The organism is Microbispora sp. CA-102843 (assembly GCF_050936215.1).
GTDB lineage: Bacteria > Actinomycetota > Actinomycetes > Streptosporangiales > Streptosporangiaceae > Microbispora.
In genome coordinates this window covers 5,313,637-5,332,469 of sequence record NZ_JBNJNF010000001.1, presented here as the reverse complement: position 1 = coordinate 5,332,469, position 18,833 = coordinate 5,313,637, and the positions used below count along the sequence as shown (strand labels likewise).

The window sequence follows — 18,833 nt, the reverse complement described above, 5'->3', positions numbered from 1 at the left end:
GTTCAGGGCCTCCAGGGCCCACTTGGAGGCCTGGTAGGCGCCGCCGAGCGGCATCGCGATGAGCCCCGCGGCCGAGGACAGCTGGATGACGTGTCCTGCGCCCTGCTCGCGCAGGTAGGGCAGCGCGGCGTGGGGCGCCGCGGCCGGGCAGGGTACGACGGGTGATGGAGGCCGAGGTTCGTGCGTCCGGACCGGCCTGAGGGCACCCATATTGGGCAAAGTCTTGACCTCCGTTAGGAATCTGCCTAACCTCCGGACGAGAAGGCGAGAGTCTCAGCTCGCTCCCGGACGAGGAGCTCGGTCATGCCGAACCTGTCAGTCGCACCCCCCAGCCCGATTCAGCTCCGCCGCGCGGTGGCCTCCAGCTTCCTGGGCAGCGTCATCGAGTACTACGACTTCCTGCTGTACGCCACGGCCTCGGCCGTGGTCTTCAACAAGGTCTTCTTCTCCTCCCTCGACTCGCTCACGGCGACGGTCGCCAGTTTCGGCACGTTCGCCACCGGCTACCTGGCGAGGCCGCTCGGCGGCGTCGTCTTCGGCCACTACGGCGACCGGCTGGGACGCAAGCGCATGCTGGTGCTGACCATGACCCTGATGGGCGTCGCCAGCTTCCTTATCGGCCTGCTCCCCACCTACGCCCAGATCGGCAGCCTCGCGCCCATCGCGCTCGTCGTGCTCCGGGTCCTGCAGGGCGTCGCCGTCGGCGGCGAGTGGGGCGGCGCGGTGCTGATGTCCGCCGAGCACGCGACCGGCAGGCGCGGCCTGTGGGCGAGCTTCACCAACGCCGGAGCCCCCTTCGGCATGGTGCTGTCCACGGCGGTGCTCAGCGGCACGGCCGCCGTCATGGGCGAGCAGGCGTTCCTGAGCTGGGGCTGGCGGGTGCCGTTCCTGATCAGCATCGTGCTGCTGGCGGTCGGCCTGTTCGTCCGGCTGCGGGTCGAGGAGACCCCGGTGTTCGAGGCCGCCAGGGAGCGGGTGTCCCGGATGCCGCTGCTGGACGTGTTCCGCGACCACCCGAAGGCCCTCCTGCTCGGGGTCGGCGTCGGACTGTCCGCGTTCGTGGCCCAGGGCACCCTCACCACCTATCTCATCGCGTACGGCGTGCGCGCCGGCTTCGCCCGGCAGGCGGTGCTGAACGCGCTCACGCTCTCGTCCGCGCTGGCCGTGCTGGGCATCGTCGGCTGGTCGGCGCTGTCCGACCGGGTCGGGCGCCGGCCGGTGGTGCTCGCAGGCGCGGTGCTCATGGCGGCGTACGGCTTCGCGCTCTTCCCGATGGTGGACTCCGGCAGCACTGCCGTGCTCGCCCTCGCGCTCGTGCTCGGCCAGTCGCTCGTCCACCCGCTGATGTACGGCCCGCTCGCGGCGCTGTACACCGAGCTGTTCGCCACCGGGAGCCGCTACACGGGAGCCTCGCTCGGCTACCAGATCGCCGGGCTCGGCGCCGGTCTCGCGCCGCTGCTGTTCGCCCAGCTCGACGCGTCGACCGGCGGCGGGACGACGACGATCTCGGTGATCATCGCCGCCTGCTGCCTGCTGACCGTGGTCTGCGTCCTGGCGCTGCGCGAGACCAGCCGCCACGACCTGACCTCGGTCACCTCCGCCGTGCCCGCGTCCGGTCGCGTCGCGGACACGGCGAAACCGTCCTCCGCCTGACGAGGGGTGCCATCGATGCGCAACGCCGGACTGGGAGGCTGGCCGGCCCGCCGGGCCCAGATGAGCCCGGACCGCACCGCGTTCGTCTACGAGGACCGGCCGCTCAGTTACGCGGAGGTCCACGAGCGGACGACGAGGCTCGCGTCGCGGCTGCGTGACGCGGGGGTGCGGGCGGGGGACCGGGTCGCCTACCTCGGTCCCAACCACGTCGCCTTCGCCGAGACGATGTTCGCCACCCACGTGCTCGGCGGGATCTTCGTGCCACTGAACTTCCGGCTGGCCGCGCCCGAGATCGCGTACATGCTCGAGCACTCGGGCGCGTCGGTCCTCGTCTACGCGCCGGAATGCGCGGCACAGTGTGCGGCGGTCCGCGATCTCCCCGGGCTTCCGGGCCTGCGCACGGTCGTGGCGCTCGAATCCCCGGCGGAGGGGGAGCGGCACTACGAGACCTGGCTGTCGCAGGGCGACCCCACGCCGATCGACACCCCGGTGGCGCTCGACGACATCGCCCTCATCCTCTACACCTCCGGCACCACCGGGCGACCCAAGGGCGCCATGCTCAGCCATGCCAATCTGGCGTGGAACTGCTTCCACGTCCTGATCGGCGTGGACGTGGCGAGCACCGAGGTCACACTGATCAGCGCGCCGCTGTTCCACGTGGCGGCCCTGAACCAGACCCTGCTGCCGACCTTCCTCAAGGGCGGAACCTCGGTCATCATGCCGTCGTGGGACGTCGAGCGGTGTTACGAGCTCATCGAGAAGCACCGGGTCACGTGGATGTTCGGGGTCACCGCGATGTTCGCCGCGTTCGCGCGGTCGCCCCGGTGGCCCGGCGCCGACCTGTCCTCGCTGCGCACCCTCATGTCCGGAGGCGCGGCCATCCCGGTCGCGTTGATCCGCGCCTACCAGGAACGGGGCCTGGTCTTCTGCCAGGGCTACGGGATGACCGAGACCTCCCCGGGCGCGACCTTCCTGGAAGCGGGCGAGAGCGTGCGCAAGGTGGGCTCCGCCGGGGTCCCGGTGTTCTTCGCGAACGTGCGCGTCGTCAGGCCCGACCTCACCCCCGTGGCGCCCGGCGAGCCGGGCGAGGTGCTCGTGCAGGGGCCGAACGTCACCCCCGGCTACTGGCGCGATCCGGAGGCGACCGCCGCCGCGCTGGCCGAGGGCGGCTGGTTCCACTCCGGCGACATCGCCACCCTGGACGACGAGGGCCACCTGCACGTCGTCGACCGGGTGAAGGACATGTACATCTCCGGCGGCGAGAACGTCTACCCGGCGGAGATCGAGGGCGCGCTCTTCGAGCACCCGGCGGTGGCGGAGGCCGCCGTGGTCGGGGTGCCCGACGACAAATGGGGCGAGGTCGGCCGCGCCTTCGTCGTGCCGCGCCCCGGCGTCGCCGTCACCCCCGGCGAGCTGCGCGACTTCCTCCACCCCCGGCTCGCGAAGTACAAGATCCCGGTCTACGTCGACGTGGTCGACGCGCTGCCGAAGACCGGTTCCGGCAAGATCCGCAAACCCGACCTGCGCAGGCGGCCCCTGCCCGCCGACCCCGAGGAGTGACCTGTGATCGTCACCGAGTTCGCGCGCAACCAGTGGTACGTGGCCGCCTACGGCCGCGAGGTGGGGCGCCGTCAGCTCGGCCGCACCGTCCTGAACGAGCCGATCCTGCTCTACCGCACCGAGGACGGGCGGGCGGTGGCGATGGCCGACCGCTGCGTGCACCGCCGGTTCCCCCTGTCGGAATCGCCCAGCCACCTGGTCGGCGACCGCGTGGTCTGCGGCTACCACGGCTTCACCTACGGCCCGGACGGCGTCTGCGTCGCCGTGCCCGCGCAGCGGCGCATCCCGCGCACCGCGCGGCTGCGCACCTACCCCGTGGTCGAGCAGGACTCGTTCGTCTGGGTGTGGATCGGCGACCGCGAGCCGGGCGGCACGCTGCCGCCGCGCGCGCCCTGGCTGGTCTCGCCCGACTACGCCACGGTGTGCGGGATGGAGCCGCTGAACGCGCGGTACGGCCTGCTCGTGGACAACCTCCTCGACCTGTCCCACGAGACCTACCTGCACGGCGGGTACATCGGCACCCCGGAGGTGGCCGAGACCCCGATCACGACGGAGGTGGACGAGGACGCGGGCGTCGTCTACGTCAGCCGCCACATGGACGACGCGGCCTGCCCGCCGTTCTACGCCGAGTCGACCGGCATCAAGGGCCGGATCACCCGCTGGCAGGACATCGAGTATCACCCGCCGTGCCTGTATCTGCTGCACAGCCGCGTCGCCCCGGTCGGGTCGCCTCCGCCCGCCGCCGACGGCACGGACCCGCACGCCTTCCACGTCGAGGTCGTGTACGCGATCACCCCGTCCACGGAGAACACCACGTACGACTTCTGGGCCGTGGCGCGCGACTTCGCGCTCGACGATGAGAAGGTCTCGGACTTCCTGCGGGACAGCAACCGCACCGTCGTCCTTCAGGACGTGGCCGCGCTCAACACGCTGGAGCAGGTCCTCGCCGCGGAGCCGGACCGATACCAGGAGCTGTCGGTGAACATCGACACCGGCGGGCTGGCCGCCCGCCGCCTCCTCGCCCGGATGGCCGAGGCCGGCGCCGTACGACCGGAGGCCGCCGCCCGATGAGCGCGGACGACGCCGGCGCGCGGGCCGGTCGCACCGTCTACCGCATCCGCTGGCTGCCGGGGACGGACCGGCTGCACGCCTCCTGCTTCTGCGGGGCGGAGCGCGAGTTCGAGGACCCGGTGGCCTTGTGGGACTGGCTGCTCGGCCACCCCGAGGGCCACCGGCCCCGCCCCGTGGAGGCACACGACTTCCCGGCCCCGGCCGCCGCGCTCGTCTGAGACGGACATCCATCAGAAAGGAAGCCTCGGCGACCATGCCCGTCACCGAACCGGAGTTCGACGTGAAGGTGGCGGGCAGGGCGCCCGTCGCCGAGGGCGTCGTCCTCCTGAGCCTCGTCCGTCCCGACGGCGGCCCGCTGCCCGCCTGGACGCCGGGCGCCCACGTCGACCTGCTGCTCGGCCCGGGACTGGTGAGGCAGTACTCACTGTGCGGCGACCCCGGCGATCCCTCGGTCTTCCAGGTGGCGGTGCTCCGGGAGCCCGGCGGGCGGGGCGGCTCCGCGTACGTGCACGACCGGCTCGCCGAGGGCGACACGATCCGGGTGCGCGGTCCCCGCAACCGCTTCGGCCTCGCCGAATCATCGCGCTATCTGTTCGTCGCCGGCGGCATCGGCATCACTCCGATCCTGCCCATGATCGAGGAGGCGGCGCGGCGCGGATCCGACTGGCGGCTGGTGTACGGCGGGCGCACCCGGGCCTCGATGGCGTTCGCCGACCGGCTCGTGCGCAGGCATCCGGGCCGGGTGGAGCTGTGCCCGCAGGACGAGACGGGCCTGCTCGAGCTCGACGCGCTGCTCGGCGTCCCGCGCATGGACACCCTCGTCTACTGCTGCGGACCCGAGCCGCTGCTGGCGGCGGCGCAGCAGCGGTGCGCCTCCTGGCCGAAGGGAGCGCTGCGAGTGGAACGCTTCGTGCCTGCGACCCGGAACGGCGCGAGCACAGCAGAGGGCACGGTGCAGGGCGAGGCGGAGAGTACGGCGGAGGGCGCCTTCGAGGTGGAGCTGGCCCTGACCGGCACGACGCTGACCGTGCCGACCGGCCGCTCGATCCTGGAGGTGGTCGAGGAGGCGGGGGTCGCGGTGCTGTCGTCCTGCCGCGAGGGCACCTGCGGCACCTGCGAGACGGCGGTGCTCGGCGGCGTCCCCGACCACCGCGATCACCTGCTCACGGAGGAGGAGCGCGAGGCCGGGGACGTCATGTTCATCTGCGTGTCGCGGGCCAGGTCCGCCCGCCTCGTCCTCGAACTGTGACCCGGGGCCGCACATTGATCTATCACTTCACGTGCAGTTGAATGATCGGGTGCGTGCTGGGCGGGTGATCTCCCCGGTTCTGGTGGGGCGGGAGGAGGAGCTCGCCCGGCTCGTCGCGCTCGTCGCCGCCGCGCCCGCCGTGGCCGTCATCGAGGGCGAGGCCGGCATCGGCAAGTCGCGCTTGGCGGCCGAGTTGCTCGGCGGCTCCGCCGTGGCCGGCATGCGGGTGCTCAGCGGGGCCTGCGTGCAGATCCGGGAGCCGTTCCCGCTGGGGCCGATCGTCGAGGCGCTGCGGGGATGCAGGCCCGACCTGGCGGAGGCGGCCCTGTCGCCGGTCGCGGGAGCCCTGCGCGAGCTGCTGCCCGAGCTCGCCGCGGCGCTGCCGGAGACACCGCCCCCGCTGGACGACCGGGCGGCCGAGCGGCACCGGGTCTTCCGGGGGCTCGCGGAGGTGCTCATCGCACTCGGCCCCGCCGTCTTGGCCGTGGAAGACCTGCACTGGGCGGACGGGCAGACGATCGAGTTCCTGACCTATCTGATGTCCGTGCTGCCCGGCACGCTGCGCGTGGTCCTGACGTATCGGGGCGAGGAGGCGCCGGCCGCGGTGCGGGCGATCACCGCGCGCACCTCGGACGCGATCAGAAGCGAGCATCTGGTGCTGCCGCCGCTCGACGCCGCCCAGACACGGGTCATGGCCTCGGCGATCCTCGGGGCCGATGAGGTGACGGCCGAGTTCGCCGAGCATCTGTGCGTCAGGGCGTCCGGGCTGCCGCTCGCCGTGCAGGAACTGCTCGCCCTGCTGCGCGCCCGCGGGACGCTCATCAGGTGGGAGGGCGGCTGGGCGCGGCGGGCGCTCGACGAACTGGACGTGCCGAGCGGTGTGCGTGTCACGGTGCAGGAACGTGTCGCCCGGCTGTCCGCCGGGGCCAAGGAGGTGGCGGAACGGGCCGCCGTCCTGCAGTCGCCGGTGCCCATCGAGTCGCTCGCCGCCCGCCACACCGAAGTGATCGACGAGGTGCTCGGCTCCGGGCTTTTCGCGGACACGGACGGCAAGGTGGGATTCCGCCACGTGCTGGCGGTCCAGGCGGTCTACGAGGCGATCCCGCTCGGCCGCCGCCGGGCGCTGCACGCCGCCGCCGCGGACACCGTACGCGGGCTGCGGCCGGTGCCGCTGGGGCGGCTGGCGCACCACCTGCGCCACGCCGGTCGAGCCGGGCAGTGGGTGGAGACCGCCATCGAGGCGGCCGACCAGGCGTCGAGACTGGGCGACGACGCCGAGGCCACCCGTCTGCTGGAGGACGTGCTGCGGGACACCGACCTGCCGGCGGTACGGCGGGCGGAGCTGACGGTGAAGCTCGGCTGGGCCGCCCTGGAACTGCTGCGCCCTCCGCCCGTCGCCGACCTCATCACGGGCGCGCTGGAGCAGGACGTGCCGCGCCCGCTCCACGGGACGCTCCGCCTGCTGCTCGCGCTCCACCTGGAGCGTACGCGGACCGACGGCGCCCGCATCGGGGAAGCCTTCGCCCGGGCCGCCGAGGATCTGGCCGGTCAGCCGGGACTGGCCGCCTGGGCCATGGTCGGAGTGGGCCGCCCGCCCAGCGGCCTGCCGTTCGACGAGAGCAAGGCCTGGCTGGAGAGGGCGCTCGCGACCCTGCCCGCCGTCGACGATCCCGCCATGCGGATGCTGGTGCTCGGCAAGATCTCGATGATCTTCGTGGTGATCGGCGACTCGCGCTGGGCCGGGCTGGTGAGTGATCTGCTGCGGGAGACCGGCGGGCGGAGACTGCTGCGCCGCGAGGTCAACGCCTACCGGTCCATCGGAGGCGCGGCGCTGTTCAGCGGCCACCACCGCACGGCCCGCCGCCTGCTGACCGCGGTGATCGAGGACGGGGCCGAGCCCGACCTGCGGGGGCGGCTCGAGCTCCGCTGCCTGGTGAACCTGGCCGCGGCCGACTACGTCGAGGGCTCGTGGGACGGGCTGGCGCCGAAGCTGGAGGAGTTGCGCGACCACTTCGAGGACGAACCGCACGAGCGGATCCTCGTGGACATCGTGACCGCCTGCCTGGCCGCCGTGCAAGGCCGCCAGGAGGCAGCGCCGTCACCCCTGCTCGACGCGATCGCGACGGCCCGGACGCGCGGGCAATTCGACGATCTCGTCCTTCCCCTCGCCACGCTGCTCAGGCTGGCCGCCGCCCGGGGCGAGCCGGAGCCGGCCATCGTGGCGGCCGCCGAGGCGGCGGTCCACTGGGAGGCGAGCGGCCTGTGGCCGGTGGCCGTCCGGGCGCTGCCCGCGCTGACCGGGGCGCTGCTGGCCGCGGGCCGTCCCGCGGACGCCGCGGACATGGTCGCGCAGTACTCCGCCCGGCTGGCCGGGCTCGACGCTCCGCTGGCCACACCGGCTCTCGGGCACGCCCGCGGCCTGCTGGCCGCGGCCGGGACGCGCTGGGAGGAGGCAGCGGGGGAGTTCGCCGCGGCCGCGGACGCGTTCGAGCAGGTCCCGGCGCTGTACTAGGCCGCGCAGGCGAACGAGCACGCGGCCGCCTGTCTCTTCGTCCTGGGCGACCCCGCCGCCGCCGTGCGGCTCGGCCGTGCCGTCTCCTCGTACGGGGACCTCGGCGCGCGCTGGGACCTGGACCGCGCGACGGGGCTGGGCCGCAAGTGGGGGGTCCGCCCGCCCGCCCAGAACGGGCCCGCGCGGAGTGGGAACGACCACGCGCTGTCGGCCCGGACAAGGTGTACAAGCTCGGCGACCCGGACGCCGCTCCGCTGGCGAAGCTCGTGATCGGGGTGCCGTGCGCGATCTGCGTGCACGACGGCAACCTCTGGGTGACCTCGTCCATGGTCAGCGGGGTCAAGGAGCGGCGTGACGACGGCGTCGCGTTCGGCGACATCGCGCCACGTTATGACCTCCACCTGTACCGCGACGGAAAGGAGATCCCGAACGCGCCGGTCGAGCCGTTCGCCACGCTGCCGCGCTACCCGCTGCCGAAGGAGGAGGGCACCTACCGGCTGACGGCCAGGAACGACCTGCAGGAGGTCGAGTGGACGTTCACCGCGCCAGGTATCCCGCCTATCGCGCCACGAAGGGCGCGGTCAGTATGAAGGTGGAAGCGTGGGACGCGGCCGGCAACCGCGTCAAGCAGACCACGCTCCGCGCGTTCAACCTCCGCTGACAGCCCGGAACGCGGCCATCCGGTGAGGGTGGCCGCGGTTCCCTGTCAGCCTTTCCGGGTGCCGACGGTCTCGCCCGAGGCGATCGCCGCGTCCTTGATCCGCTGGTGCACCGCCGTCGCGTCGCCACCGGGCGCGATCGGGCCGCGCAGCGCGTACACGATGAAGTGGTAGTGATGCACCCCGCTCGGCGGGCAGGGGCCGGCGTAGGCGGCCTTGCCGTCGCTGCCCGGCAGGACCTTCCCCGGGGCCCGGCCCTCGGGCGCGCTCGTCTCGGAGACGGGGATGCCGGTCACGATCCAGTGGATGTACGTCCCGCCGGGAGCGTCCGGGTCATTCACCACGATCGCCAGCTCGCGAGCGGACCCGGGAACGCCGCTCCAGGCCAGCGGGGGCGAGACGTCCTGACCGCCCTGCCGGGCGCACACGTATTTGCTGGGGATCTCGGCGCCCTCGGCGAAGGCCGGGGTGCTCACCTTCAGAGCGTCCGCGGCCGGGGCGCCCTCGGCCGAGCACCCCGGGAGGACGACCGCCAGGAGGACACCGCAGACCAGCTTGCCGATCTTCATTCGGCCAGGATAGGTGGCCGGAGCGCGTCAACCCCGGTCATCGCGCCGGCGTGTGTGACATCGGGCCGCCGGAAATCGGAGCGATGCGAGCGGTCCCGCTCCCGGCCCGGCCGGGAGCGGGACACTCGGGGAACTCAGCCGTCGATGCGGTGGGTGGTCCAGAACGACGACAGGTTGACGGAGGTGGCGGCCTGCGCGGCGGCCTTGAAGTCCGCGGTGGTCGAGATCCCGTACCAGTGGGCGGTGGCGTAGTTCTTCAGCAGGTTCTCCATCGCCGTCGTGCCGATCGTGCGCCGCAGGTCGTGCAGCGCGCACTTGCCGTAGGTGTAGACGACGGTGCCGTACCGGCTCGAATGGGCGTCCCAGTAAGCCATCGAGTTGCTGATCTTCTCGGCCGACGACTGCCAGGAGACGCTGTTCCAGCAGTTGGTGCCCGAGACGCCGTTGTAGAGGTCGGTGGCGTAGTCGGTGAACGACTCGTCCAGCCACGGGCTGGCGTACTCGTCGTCGCCGACGATCCCATACCACCACTGGTGGGCCAGTTCGTGGGCGAGCGCCGTGGAGCTGACCACGTCGAGCACGAAGCCCGGATACTCCATGCCGCCGAACCAGAAGTTGTTGTCCAGCACCACGTCCGCCTCGCCGTACGGGTAGGCGCCGAACCGTCCCGCGTGGGCGACGAGCGCGTTCTTCGCGGTGGTCATCATCGAGCTCGCGCTGCCGGAGGTGATCGAGCTGACCCGGTAGACGTTCACGACGACGCCCGTCGTGGTGGTGCTCGTGGTCTTGACGAACGGCCCGGCCGCCCAGGCGAACTCGCGGACGTTCTTCGCGGTCGCCTTGGTGATCGTACGGCCGGACGTTCCCGGCGTGTCGACGGAGGTGCCGGTCGCGGGCACAAGCAGCGACGTCGGGTGGTCGAGTGTCACCGAGTAGTCGCTGGTCAGCGCGTAGAAGGACTCGCCGTTGTTGCTGTACGGATCGAGGTGCCAGCCGCTCGCGTCGCGGACCGCCAGGACCGGCAGCGCGTTGCCGATGAAGTTGTAGGACCCGTCGCGCCCGAACCGGTCGGCGCCGCTGGGCACGACGATGCTGAGGTCGAACCCGATCGAGGCGCTCTGGTTCTGGGCGAGCGGGGCAGGCAGAGTGATCTTCATCGCGGTACAGGAGACCGACAGCGGGGACGGCGTGCCCCCGGTCACGTTGGTCACGGTGACCGGCGTGGAGGGGCAGGTCCCGTGATAGTTGTCCCACAGGCGGAGGTAGACCTCCGTCAGGGGGTCCGCCGACGGGTTGGCGAAGGTGACGCTCTCGTGTCCCGTCCACGTGCTGCCCGCGGTGTCGCTGGTCAAGGTGACCGTGTAGGAGGGCGATCCGGGCGTCCTGATGCCGTCCACCGCGTGGGCGGCCGGCGGAACGCCCCAGACGAGGACGAGCACGGCCGCCGCCGTGGTGATCAGGAATCGTCGCACCATGAGAAGGGTCTCCCTTCGAGCGCCCGGCCCCCGATCTGCCGACGTAATGTAACTTTTTGTCAAATGCCGGTCAATGATTGTTTTTTGGCCGTTCTAGTGCCTGTATCGACAAGGTTTGCCCCGACTGGCGCTGTTTGTTTGTTTACAGATTGCGTTTGCGTCGGCACCCATTGTCATCGATACTCGTCCGGGTGGCAGCCGCACTCGGGGAGGTCCGGGGTGATTCGAACCAGGCGTGGCGGGACCGCCACGGCGATCGTCGCCGCGACCGTGCTCCTGGCCCTGCCTTCCTCGTCCCGCGCGACCTCCGCCGGCCCCGCCGGTGATCGGCCGATCGACTGCCGCGGCTGGTCGTGGCCGAACCCCCGCGACGTGAAGAACGCCGGGCCCGTGTACTCGCTGACGAGCGAGAAGTGGGGCGGCGAGGTGGAGGTCACGCTCTGGCGCGGCGACGCGGGCCCGCGCGGGGAGTGGCACTACTGGGCGACCCTCACCGGCCGCACCCGCCCGGGTGACGCGGTGTGGCTCGACGTCTGGCCGCCGGGTGGCGGCCCGTGGCATCGGTGCGGACCCTTCCCTGTGGGCCTCGACGGTCAGGCGGTCTCCTCTCCGATGGCCGTCTGGCGTGATTTCACCCTCGTGAGAGCGTGCGGCAGGCACGACGACGTCAGCGCGTGCGGACGAGACAAGGGCGCGATGGTGGAATGACTCCCGGCGGTGCCGGCCGGGGAGGGCCGGCACCGGGACAGGTAGGTCAGCTCGTCCCGCAGGGCGAGCCGTTGAGTGTGAACTGCTTGGGCGCGGGGTTGGCGCCGTTGTCCCAGCGGCCGAGGAAGCCGAAGGTCACGCTGCCGCCGTTCGCCGCGATCGTGGCGTTGTAGCCGGCGTTGGTCACCGTCACCTTCGACCCGCTCTGGGTGTACGAGCCGTCCCACAGCTGGGTCACGGCCTGCCCGTTGCCGTACGTCCAGCCGAGCCGCCAGCCCTTCACGGCCGAGGCCCCCCGGTTGACGATCCGGACCCCGGCCTGGAAGCCGCCGGGCCACTGGCTGGTGACCGCGTACGTCACCGTGCAGAGGGAGGCCGGCGTCGGCGAGGGACTCGGCGACGGCGACGGCGACGGGCTGGGGCTCGGGGACGGCGAGGGGGAGGGCGAGGGGGAGGGCGACGGGCCGGCGCCTGCGGGGATCACGACGGTACTGATCGAGTTGGCCGGGAACGTGCCGGTGAAGCCGCCCGCCCCGACCCGCACGTCGGCGTCGCGACTGATGGCCGACGTGTCGGCCGCCCCATATCGGTAGACCTGGGCGGTCGCGCCGCCGTCGCGTCCCTTGACGGCGACCTCGCTGGTCAGGTCGTCGCCGGTCTTGTTCACCACGACGAGCGTGAGCGCCTCGTCGGAGGCCCGCTCGGCGGCGTACACCGCCAGCTTGCCCTGGTCGGCGCTGCTCGCGCCGACCGCCGTCTCGCCGAACCGGCCGCCCTTGCCGTCGTAGTTGAGGTACATCCGGAAGGCGTACGCTCCCGGCTGGGAGGCCGTGGGCGGCCCCCACAAGGTGGCGAGGTCGAGGCCCTCCCGCCCGAAGACGCCGAGGATGTCGGCCTGCGCCAGGGCCCCGTTGACGTGGTCGAGGGCGCCCCAGTTGTACTCGGTGATCGCGGTCTTGGTGCCGGGATACTCGGCGGCCACCAGTTCCTTCATCCGCGGGATCAGCCGGACCTGGGTGTTGATCCAGCTCTCGTCCGTGTACGACGGGTCCCACAGCGCCCGGGTGGAGCGCAGCCGCAGGGCGTCGGTGGCCGGGTCGCCGCCGGAGCCGAAGGCGACGCCGGACGCCTGCGGGTAGAAGTGCTCGTCGAAGTAGTCGAGGACGCGCAGGCCGTGCTCGTCCTCGTACTTCTTCATCTGCCGGAGATACCACGTGGTGAACGGAAGGCCACCGCGGACCTCCTTGTCCGGCGGGTTCGACCAGCAGTTGGTCCGGCCGCAGGTCTCCTGGTCGAGGCCGGAGTAGTCCCAGGAGGACCAGCCCCAGCCGACCGGGCCGAGGGTCTTCGCGCCGGGGTCGGCGGCCTTCACGGCGGCGCCGATGAGGTAGGCCTTGTCGCGCAGTTCGACCGAGCTCGCGCCCTCGGGGTGGACGTCCCGGTGCGTGCTGTGCCAGATGTCGGGCTCGTTGTCGAGGTTGTAGAACTTCACGCCGCCGCCCGAGGCGGTGCCGTACCTGCCGGTGAGGTGGCCGATCCAGTCCTTCACGTACGCCGCGCCGGCCTCGACGCTCGTGTCGTGGGGGTCGTTGCCGGTGATCTTCGTGCCGTCGGGCTTCACGCCGTTGCCGCAGTCGGGACGCCACTGGTCGGTCTGCTGCTGCGGTCCGTACGCGGCGACGGAGAACCCGCAGGAGGCGTCGCGACCCTTGGGGACCCAGCCGATCAGCGGGACGGTGAGGATCGTGTCGGTGCCGGTGCGCCGGTCCTGCTCGACGAACCGGTCGGTCGTCGAGCCGTCCGGCAGTTTCGACGGGTCGGGGTTGTCCTCGGCGATGTTCTCGAAGTACCAGTCGGAGGCGCGGTTGCTGGTGTCGTACAGGTAGTTGTAACGGGTCGTCGCGTTGCCGCCCCATCGGCGTACCGGGAGGCGCAGTTCCTTGGCCAGCGCCTCGTCGGCGAAGTTCATGCCGTAGATGTACGGGCTGATGGGATGCCGCCCGGTGGTGGTGTCCACCGTCAGTGCCGGGCCGTCGGCGGCCGCGAGGGCGGGCGCCTGTCCGGCCGCGCCGATCGACAGAGCGATCGCCGCGGTGAGGGCGATCGGGAGCGTTCGCGTTCGCACGGGTCTCCTCTCGATTCCCTGAGGGTCCTGGGATTCCGGGGTTCTGGGGCCGCAGGACGCGGGGGAGCATCCCGTTGAGCGGCCAGGCCATCACGCTGGCCAAGACCCGGGCGAGGAACAAGAACGCGGTTCGCCGGAGCGCCGAGGGTACGCGTTGAGCAGCCACGCCTCCTCATCCGCCGGTGGAAGTTTCACGAGGACACCCGGCGAGCGCGCTCCCCGGGACGCGGCGGGCCCGCTCCACTCGGATCCCGGCTCCTATGGCTTCGCTCGCACGGTAACCGCGATGCGAAACGACGCCCGCGGCTCCGGCGTATCGAGGTGTTCTCGCTCGTCGCCCGCATTCCTGTCGTTTTTTTGGGGGCGAAAAATGGCGCGCGGTCTAATGCTCCTGCGGGTTAGGCTCCTGGCGTTCCAGGTGCGAAGGCCCCGGCTACTTCTTCAGGTGAAACTATGCCGGTGCCGTCCTCCGACCTCTGGAACGCACAACTTGATATGCGCCTCCCGGTGCGCCGACAGCGGTTACTTCGAGGTTCGATTCCTTGCAGCTCCACCCATGGGGCTGTCGCCCATCTGGTGGGCGTGTCCGCCGTCACCTTGATCTCGGGGGGAACACAACTTCAGAGCGTGCCCGGTGCGCAGGCGAGGCCTACTTCCACTGTTAATGGGGTTGTCGCTGGTTCGAGTCCAGCCGGGGGCTTCGGTCTCCGTAGCTCAGTCGGCAGAGCACCACGTGGCTTCACCGATTTGATCTCGGGCACGGTCTCTGGACGCGGGCTCCTCCCAGCACGGAAGGGGCCCGTTCTCATGTCCAAGTTCAACCGGGGCACCACCCAGGCCGCGGCCTTCAGCCCGGTCACCACCGAGGCCACGCCGACCGGCCGCACGTACGAGGGCGCCGCCGGGTACACCCGTGACGCCAAGTCCGAGCTGTTCCTGCTCGCCGTGTCCAACATGGTCGGCGAGGACAGCTTCTACGAGAAGGCCGGCGACCGCGACGGGCGCTTCCGCGCCCTCGTCCACGAGGTCGCGGTCGAGGACGGCGAGTGGATGGCCCGCTTCCTGCCGTGGCTGCGCGGCGAGGCCAACATGCGCTCCGCACCGGTCGTGGCCGCGCTGGAGGCCGTCCGGGCTCGCCTCGCCGCCGGGATCCAGGGCGGCAACCGCGAGCTGGTCGCGTCCGTGCTCCAGCGCGCGGACGAGCCGGGGGAGGCCCTGGCCTACTGGACCTCCCGGTACGGCCGCGCGATTCCCAAGCCGATCAAGCGCGGCATCGCCGACGCCGTCCAGCGGCTCTACACCGAGCGGTCCCTGGCGAAGTACGACAGCGACGCCCGCGGCTTCCGCTTCGGCGACGTCATCGACCTCGTCCACCCCACCCCGGCAGACGACAAGCGGCTGTGGCAGGGCGACCTGTACGCGCACGCGCTCGACCGGCGTCACGGCCGGGACAAGCCGGTCCCGCAGTCGCTGCGCATGCTGCGCGACCGGGCCGAGCTGCTCGCCCTCCCGGTCGGTGAGCGGCGCTCCGTGCTGGCCACCCCCGATCGGCTTGCCGCCGCGGGTATCACCTGGGAGGCGCTCGCCGGCTGGCTGCAGGGCCCGATGGACGCGCAGGCCTGGTCGGCGGTCATCCCCTCCATGGGCTACATGGCGCTGCTGCGGAACCTGCGGAACTTCGACGAGGCCGGCATCAGCGACGAGCTCGCGGGTCAGATCATCGCCAAGCTGACCGGCCCGGAGGAGGTCGCGCGGTCGCGGCAGCTGCCGTTCCGCTTCTACTCGGCGTACCGGACCGCGCCGTCTCTGCGCTGGGGCCACGCGCTGGACACGGCGCTGACCCTGGCCACCCGGAACGTGCCCTCATTCCCGGGGCGCACGCTCGTGCTCGTCGACACGTCGGCGTCCATGTCGTCCGGCGCGGTCTCCGCGCGGTCGGCGGTCACGCCGGTCCAGGCCGCCGCGCTGTTCGGCGTCACCCTGGCCGCGCGCGGCGACCAGGTGGACCTCGTGGGCTTCGCAGATGGCACGTTCCGGCACGAGATCCGGCCGGGAGCGTCCGTGCTGCGCGAGGTCGAGCGCTTCTGCGGACGGATCGGCGAGGTCGGCCACGGCACGCAGATTGCCGACGCGCTGCGCAGGTCCTGGAAGGGGCACGACCGAGCGATGATCCTCTCGGACATGCAGACCATGACCGGCCACTACGCGAGCGGGGTCACGACCGCGGTCCCGGCGCATGTGCCGCTGTACGGGTTCAACCTCGCCGGCTACAAGGCGGCGGCGATGCCGACCGGCTCCGGCAACCGCCACGAGTTCGGCGGGTTCTCCGACGCGTGCTTCCGGCTGATCCCGCTGCTGGAGGCGGGTCGCTCGGCCGGCTGGCTGATCAGCTCGGCTGGTAGGTGTTCTCTTTGTCCGGAAGGGTGAGCTGGACCTTGGTTCCCCACGACGAGAAACGCATGTCGGTGCGGCTGCTCATTGCTCCCGTCGGGTAGCCCGGATCGGCGAAGGTCGTGTAGAGCCGAGTCGGCAGGCTCCTCCGGTCCATCCACAACCACCAGTGGACCTTCAGTTTGGCCTCTCGCTGGGTGGGCTTCATCTCAGGCTGCGCACGCAGGGACGGCGAGACCTTGTACAGCGTCCCCAGGGTGATGGCACCCTGATAAACCCCACCGGTCCGCTTGGTCGTGGTGGCCAGCAGCGCCTTGTATGTGGCCGACTCGAAAATCGGCGGAACCGAGTAGAACGGGTTACGGTCACTGGCCGTGAACCGCGCCCTCCACCAAATCTTCCCGTCCGGCAACTCTTGCTGTAGCGGCCCTCCCGACTGGTACGTGTACCCACCCGCGGCAAGTAACCGCATCTGCCCCCCGAGTTGCTTGGTCTTGATGGTGAGGTCGTACGCGGTCAACCCTGGCCCACCGAGCCGCACGGCACCGCGAGTAGTTGGGCCCGGACTTCCAGCTCTGCCTCCAGGGGAAAAGGCGCCGCTGGTCCCCGAGCTGCGGTACGGCACCGAGGAACGGCTGTACGGTCCGCCCGCCGCGTGGCCGGATCACCCCACGGGCGGCATCGGCGGGGAGATCGTCGTCGGCGGAAGCCTGCTGACGGGGTTCTCGGTCGGGTTCGAGGTGGGCAACTGCGCCAGTGAGCACATGCTGGAGGCGCATCTTCGGCTCGGCAGGTTGCTGTCGGTGTACCTGCACACGAAGCGTTTCGGCACGTGGGTGCAGCGGCGTCTTAATCGTCCAGCTCGTGAAGCTCCCGGTTGAGCGGGTCGCCCGCGCGCCACGAGGCGAACCGCGTGCTGCAAGATCGCCTACGGCGACCCTGCAGTGTCGCCGCACTGGGACGAGGCCCCGGAGTGGCAGCGCGACACGATGACGAACGGTGTGCTGCGGGCGCTGTCGGGGGCGACCCCGGCCGAGCTGCACGAGTCGTGGCGCGCGGAGAAGCTGTCGGCCGGCTGGGTGTACGGCCCGGTGAAGGACCCGGCCGCGCACCCGTGCCTCGTGCTGTACGAGGACCTGCCTGAGCAGCAGCGGGTCAAGGACTACTTGTTCCACGCAATCGTCCGGGCGCTGGTGGCGCCGGACAAGCGAAAGCCCCCGCAGTGCGAGGGCCTTCCTGATCAGTAGTAGTGCTTGGTGACCTTCTTGCGGCGGACGAACAGCCGGAAGATCCACAGCGGGAGCCACACGAACAGTCCCCACAGCCCGCACGTGAAGATCGTCGCGAGCAGGTGGAACGTGTGGGACTTTGCGGACAGCCCGCGGTGCTTGGTCACGCTCCTGTGCGGCATCGGCTGCTGCGGCGGGTACGGCATCGGCTGCTGGTAGGGCTGCCCCTGGTAGGGGGGCTGCTGCTGGTAATACGGCTGCCCATGGTGCGGCGGCTGCTGCTGGTGGTAGGGCTGCTGCGGATGCCCGTACGGCGGCTGATTGGGCGGGTAGGGGGGCTGGCCCATGTCGGTTCTCCGGTGCCTCAACTAACGATCTTCGGAGCGTAGCAAGGCACGTCCCGCCGTAACTGGCACATGGAACTTTCCCGATCATGACGGCGAGTGCCGTACATGCTCACTTCCGGCTCGACTCGACCTGCACAAGGACGTGCCACAGGAACGACGCGATGTTCTCGCCGCCGCTCCCATTGGCCTGACCCGCCGCAGGCGGACCAGACAGCAGTGAGTGGCTCGTGCGAGCCCGCGCCGGGCCGTACGGTCAGCGGCCGGCCCACCCGGTCAGGAGAAACGCTCGACGGTCACGGGGATCGGGCCCGCGTGGCGCATCGCCGTCGTCAGCTCCCGCAGCAGCGACCCGAGGGCCCGGTCGTCCGCCGTCCGCAGGTGTGCCGTGAGGTCGACACAACAGGCGACTCCCGCTGAAGGCGGGCGAGGCGGGGTTCGCCCGCGACCAGCGGGTAAAGGTGAATGGGAAAGATCGTATTAGCGCTCGCGCTAACTCCCAGTAACGGGATGAGCCGGTTCGAGTCCGGCAGCCCGCGACGGCCTTGGTTCGGAGCCGGCACCGCCCCGCCGAAGGCTACGCGTGACCGGGAAGGGTCGGGCTGGTGCACGGGATTGGGATGGTGGGTCGCGTAGCAATCTCTCACAAGAAGTGGGACAGCGAGGCCCGCAAGATCTTGCTCGGCTGGACGTGCTTCATGACCGGCGGGTACGTCTGGGATCTGGTTGGGGACTACTTCATTGACGGCCCCCAGATGATCACAGCTCAGCGTGTCGTTATCCGTGCCATGATTGCGGCAGCCTTTTGGCTCGCGGGCGTCCTCGTCTTGCGCTGGCTGGTCTGGCTAGGGTCAGGGACTCAAGCCTCGGTCTTGAGCGAAGCCCCAAGGTGCTCGTTCCGTCCGTCGTTCGTGCCTATGCAGCCATTGCGCTTCAACTCAGGCATGCTGGGCTGCATGTCCGCCCAAGGCCTCCCCAGCCTGCTTCCAGATTTCTTCGATTGCGGCTGCCCCGATATCTACTTCTGCCCGACCTCACAGGAGGTGGAGTGTCCTCGACACAGCGGCTTCACCGTGTGCTGCGATGCGGTGGATCTGCATATCCCCGCGCGACCGCGCACGCCTGCCCCTGACTGATCGTCCCGTCTGCCTCGGCCCACCGAGAAGCGGCAGCGGGCCGGCGGCGGAGGGGCAGGCCCGTCTTCGTGTGTACGTCAACCGACCGCCTCTCGATCACTGGATGTCAACGGTCACAGACGGGCTTGAGCCGTAGGAGACGGTCTGCTGGG

Annotated in this window: 16 protein-coding genes, 1 tRNA gene and 1 pseudogene; 12 read left to right on the top strand and 6 right to left on the bottom strand. The window is 71.0% G+C overall.

Annotation, left to right across the window (positions count from 1 at the left end):
• Nucleotides 1-210 (bottom strand): annotated as a pseudogene (locus tag ACQEVJ_RS24770) (SDR family NAD(P)-dependent oxidoreductase); the annotation flags it as partial.
• 93 nt (nt 211-303) lie between these two features.
• Between ACQEVJ_RS24770 and ACQEVJ_RS24765 the strand changes: the two are divergent.
• The 7 genes from ACQEVJ_RS24765 to ACQEVJ_RS24735 all read left to right on the top strand — a co-directional run bounded on the left by ACQEVJ_RS24765 (nt 304) and on the right by ACQEVJ_RS24735 (nt 8,635).
• The gene (locus tag ACQEVJ_RS24765) at nt 304-1,653 is read left to right on the top strand and encodes an MFS transporter (protein WP_433104859.1); all 1,350 of its coding nucleotides are present in this window, start codon (nt 304-306) and stop codon (nt 1,651-1,653) included.
• A 15-nt stretch (nt 1,654-1,668) separates the two neighbouring features.
• Complete coding sequence (locus ACQEVJ_RS24760) at nt 1,669-3,213, top strand: acyl-CoA synthetase (protein ID WP_433104857.1); 1,545 nt, start codon at nt 1,669-1,671, stop codon at nt 3,211-3,213.
• A 3-nt stretch (nt 3,214-3,216) separates the two neighbouring features.
• Complete coding sequence (locus ACQEVJ_RS24755; protein ID WP_433104855.1) at nt 3,217-4,284, top strand: Rieske 2Fe-2S domain-containing protein; 1,068 nt, start codon at nt 3,217-3,219, stop codon at nt 4,282-4,284.
• Nucleotides 4,281-4,502, top strand: coding sequence for a hypothetical protein (locus ACQEVJ_RS24750; RefSeq protein WP_433104853.1), 222 nt, complete (start codon nt 4,281-4,283; stop codon nt 4,500-4,502). Before ACQEVJ_RS24755 ends, ACQEVJ_RS24750 begins: the two co-directional genes overlap by 4 nt.
• A gap of 35 nt (nt 4,503-4,537) precedes the next feature.
• Nucleotides 4,538-5,533 (top strand): PDR/VanB family oxidoreductase, encoded by a 996-nt coding sequence (locus ACQEVJ_RS24745; protein ID WP_433104851.1) that lies wholly within the window; start codon nt 4,538-4,540, stop codon nt 5,531-5,533.
• A gap of 49 nt (nt 5,534-5,582) precedes the next feature.
• Nucleotides 5,583-8,045 (top strand): ATP-binding protein, encoded by a 2,463-nt coding sequence (locus ACQEVJ_RS24740; protein ID WP_433104849.1) that lies wholly within the window; start codon nt 5,583-5,585, stop codon nt 8,043-8,045.
• Between the two features lie 146 nt (nt 8,046-8,191).
• Nucleotides 8,192-8,635: a hypothetical protein gene (locus ACQEVJ_RS24735; RefSeq protein ID WP_433104847.1), complete on the top strand. Its 444-nt coding sequence runs from the start codon at nt 8,192-8,194 to the stop codon at nt 8,633-8,635.
• Between the two features lie 116 nt (nt 8,636-8,751).
• On the opposite strand, the gene ACQEVJ_RS24730 is transcribed toward ACQEVJ_RS24735, so the two are convergent.
• The gene (locus tag ACQEVJ_RS24730; RefSeq protein WP_433104845.1) at nt 8,752-9,273 is read right to left on the bottom strand and encodes a YbhB/YbcL family Raf kinase inhibitor-like protein; all 522 of its coding nucleotides are present in this window, start codon (nt 9,271-9,273) and stop codon (nt 8,752-8,754) included.
• A 134-nt stretch (nt 9,274-9,407) separates the two neighbouring features.
• Complete coding sequence (locus ACQEVJ_RS24725; RefSeq protein WP_433104843.1) at nt 9,408-10,748, bottom strand: M1 family metallopeptidase; 1,341 nt, start codon at nt 10,746-10,748, stop codon at nt 9,408-9,410.
• Between the two features lie 219 nt (nt 10,749-10,967).
• Between ACQEVJ_RS24725 and ACQEVJ_RS24720 the strand changes: the two genes are divergently transcribed.
• Entirely contained in the window at nt 10,968-11,456 is a 489-nt protein-coding gene (locus ACQEVJ_RS24720) for a hypothetical protein (RefSeq protein ID WP_433104841.1), read from the top strand.
• A gap of 46 nt (nt 11,457-11,502) precedes the next feature.
• Here the strand turns inward: ACQEVJ_RS24720 and ACQEVJ_RS24715 are convergent, their stop codons facing one another.
• Nucleotides 11,503-13,581 carry a glycoside hydrolase family 44 protein gene (locus ACQEVJ_RS24715; RefSeq protein WP_433104839.1) on the bottom strand — a complete coding sequence of 693 codons (2,079 nt, stop codon included), beginning with the start codon at nt 13,579-13,581 and terminating at the stop codon, nt 11,503-11,505.
• A gap of 629 nt (nt 13,582-14,210) precedes the next feature.
• On the opposite strand from ACQEVJ_RS24715, the gene ACQEVJ_RS24710 reads away from it, so the two are divergent.
• Both ACQEVJ_RS24710 and ACQEVJ_RS24705 read left to right on the top strand, forming a co-directional pair.
• Nucleotides 14,211-14,281 (top strand) — tRNA-Ser (locus ACQEVJ_RS24710).
• A gap of 107 nt (nt 14,282-14,388) precedes the next feature.
• Entirely contained in the window at nt 14,389-16,008 is a 1,620-nt protein-coding gene (locus tag ACQEVJ_RS24705; RefSeq protein ID WP_433104837.1) for a TROVE domain-containing protein, read from the top strand.
• On the opposite strand, the gene ACQEVJ_RS24700 is transcribed toward ACQEVJ_RS24705, so the two are convergent.
• Entirely contained in the window at nt 15,968-16,492 is a 525-nt protein-coding gene (locus tag ACQEVJ_RS24700; RefSeq protein WP_433104835.1) for a hypothetical protein, read from the bottom strand. The genes ACQEVJ_RS24705 and ACQEVJ_RS24700 overlap by 41 nt on opposite strands.
• Before the next feature lie 424 nt (nt 16,493-16,916).
• Between ACQEVJ_RS24700 and ACQEVJ_RS24695 the strand changes: the two genes are divergently transcribed.
• The gene (locus ACQEVJ_RS24695; protein WP_433104833.1) at nt 16,917-17,219 is read left to right on the top strand and encodes a RyR domain-containing protein; all 303 of its coding nucleotides are present in this window, start codon (nt 16,917-16,919) and stop codon (nt 17,217-17,219) included.
• Here the strand turns inward: ACQEVJ_RS24695 and ACQEVJ_RS24690 are convergent.
• Nucleotides 17,213-17,548, bottom strand: a complete 336-nt coding sequence (locus tag ACQEVJ_RS24690) for a hypothetical protein (RefSeq protein WP_433104831.1) — start codon at nt 17,546-17,548, stop codon at nt 17,213-17,215. The two genes, ACQEVJ_RS24695 and ACQEVJ_RS24690, sit on opposite strands and share 7 nt — an antisense overlap.
• 695 nt (nt 17,549-18,243) lie before the next feature.
• Between ACQEVJ_RS24690 and ACQEVJ_RS24685 the strand changes: the two genes are divergently transcribed.
• Nucleotides 18,244-18,681 (top strand): hypothetical protein, encoded by a 438-nt coding sequence (locus tag ACQEVJ_RS24685; RefSeq protein WP_433104829.1) that lies wholly within the window; start codon nt 18,244-18,246, stop codon nt 18,679-18,681.
• Nucleotides 18,682-18,833 lie beyond the last annotated feature (152 nt).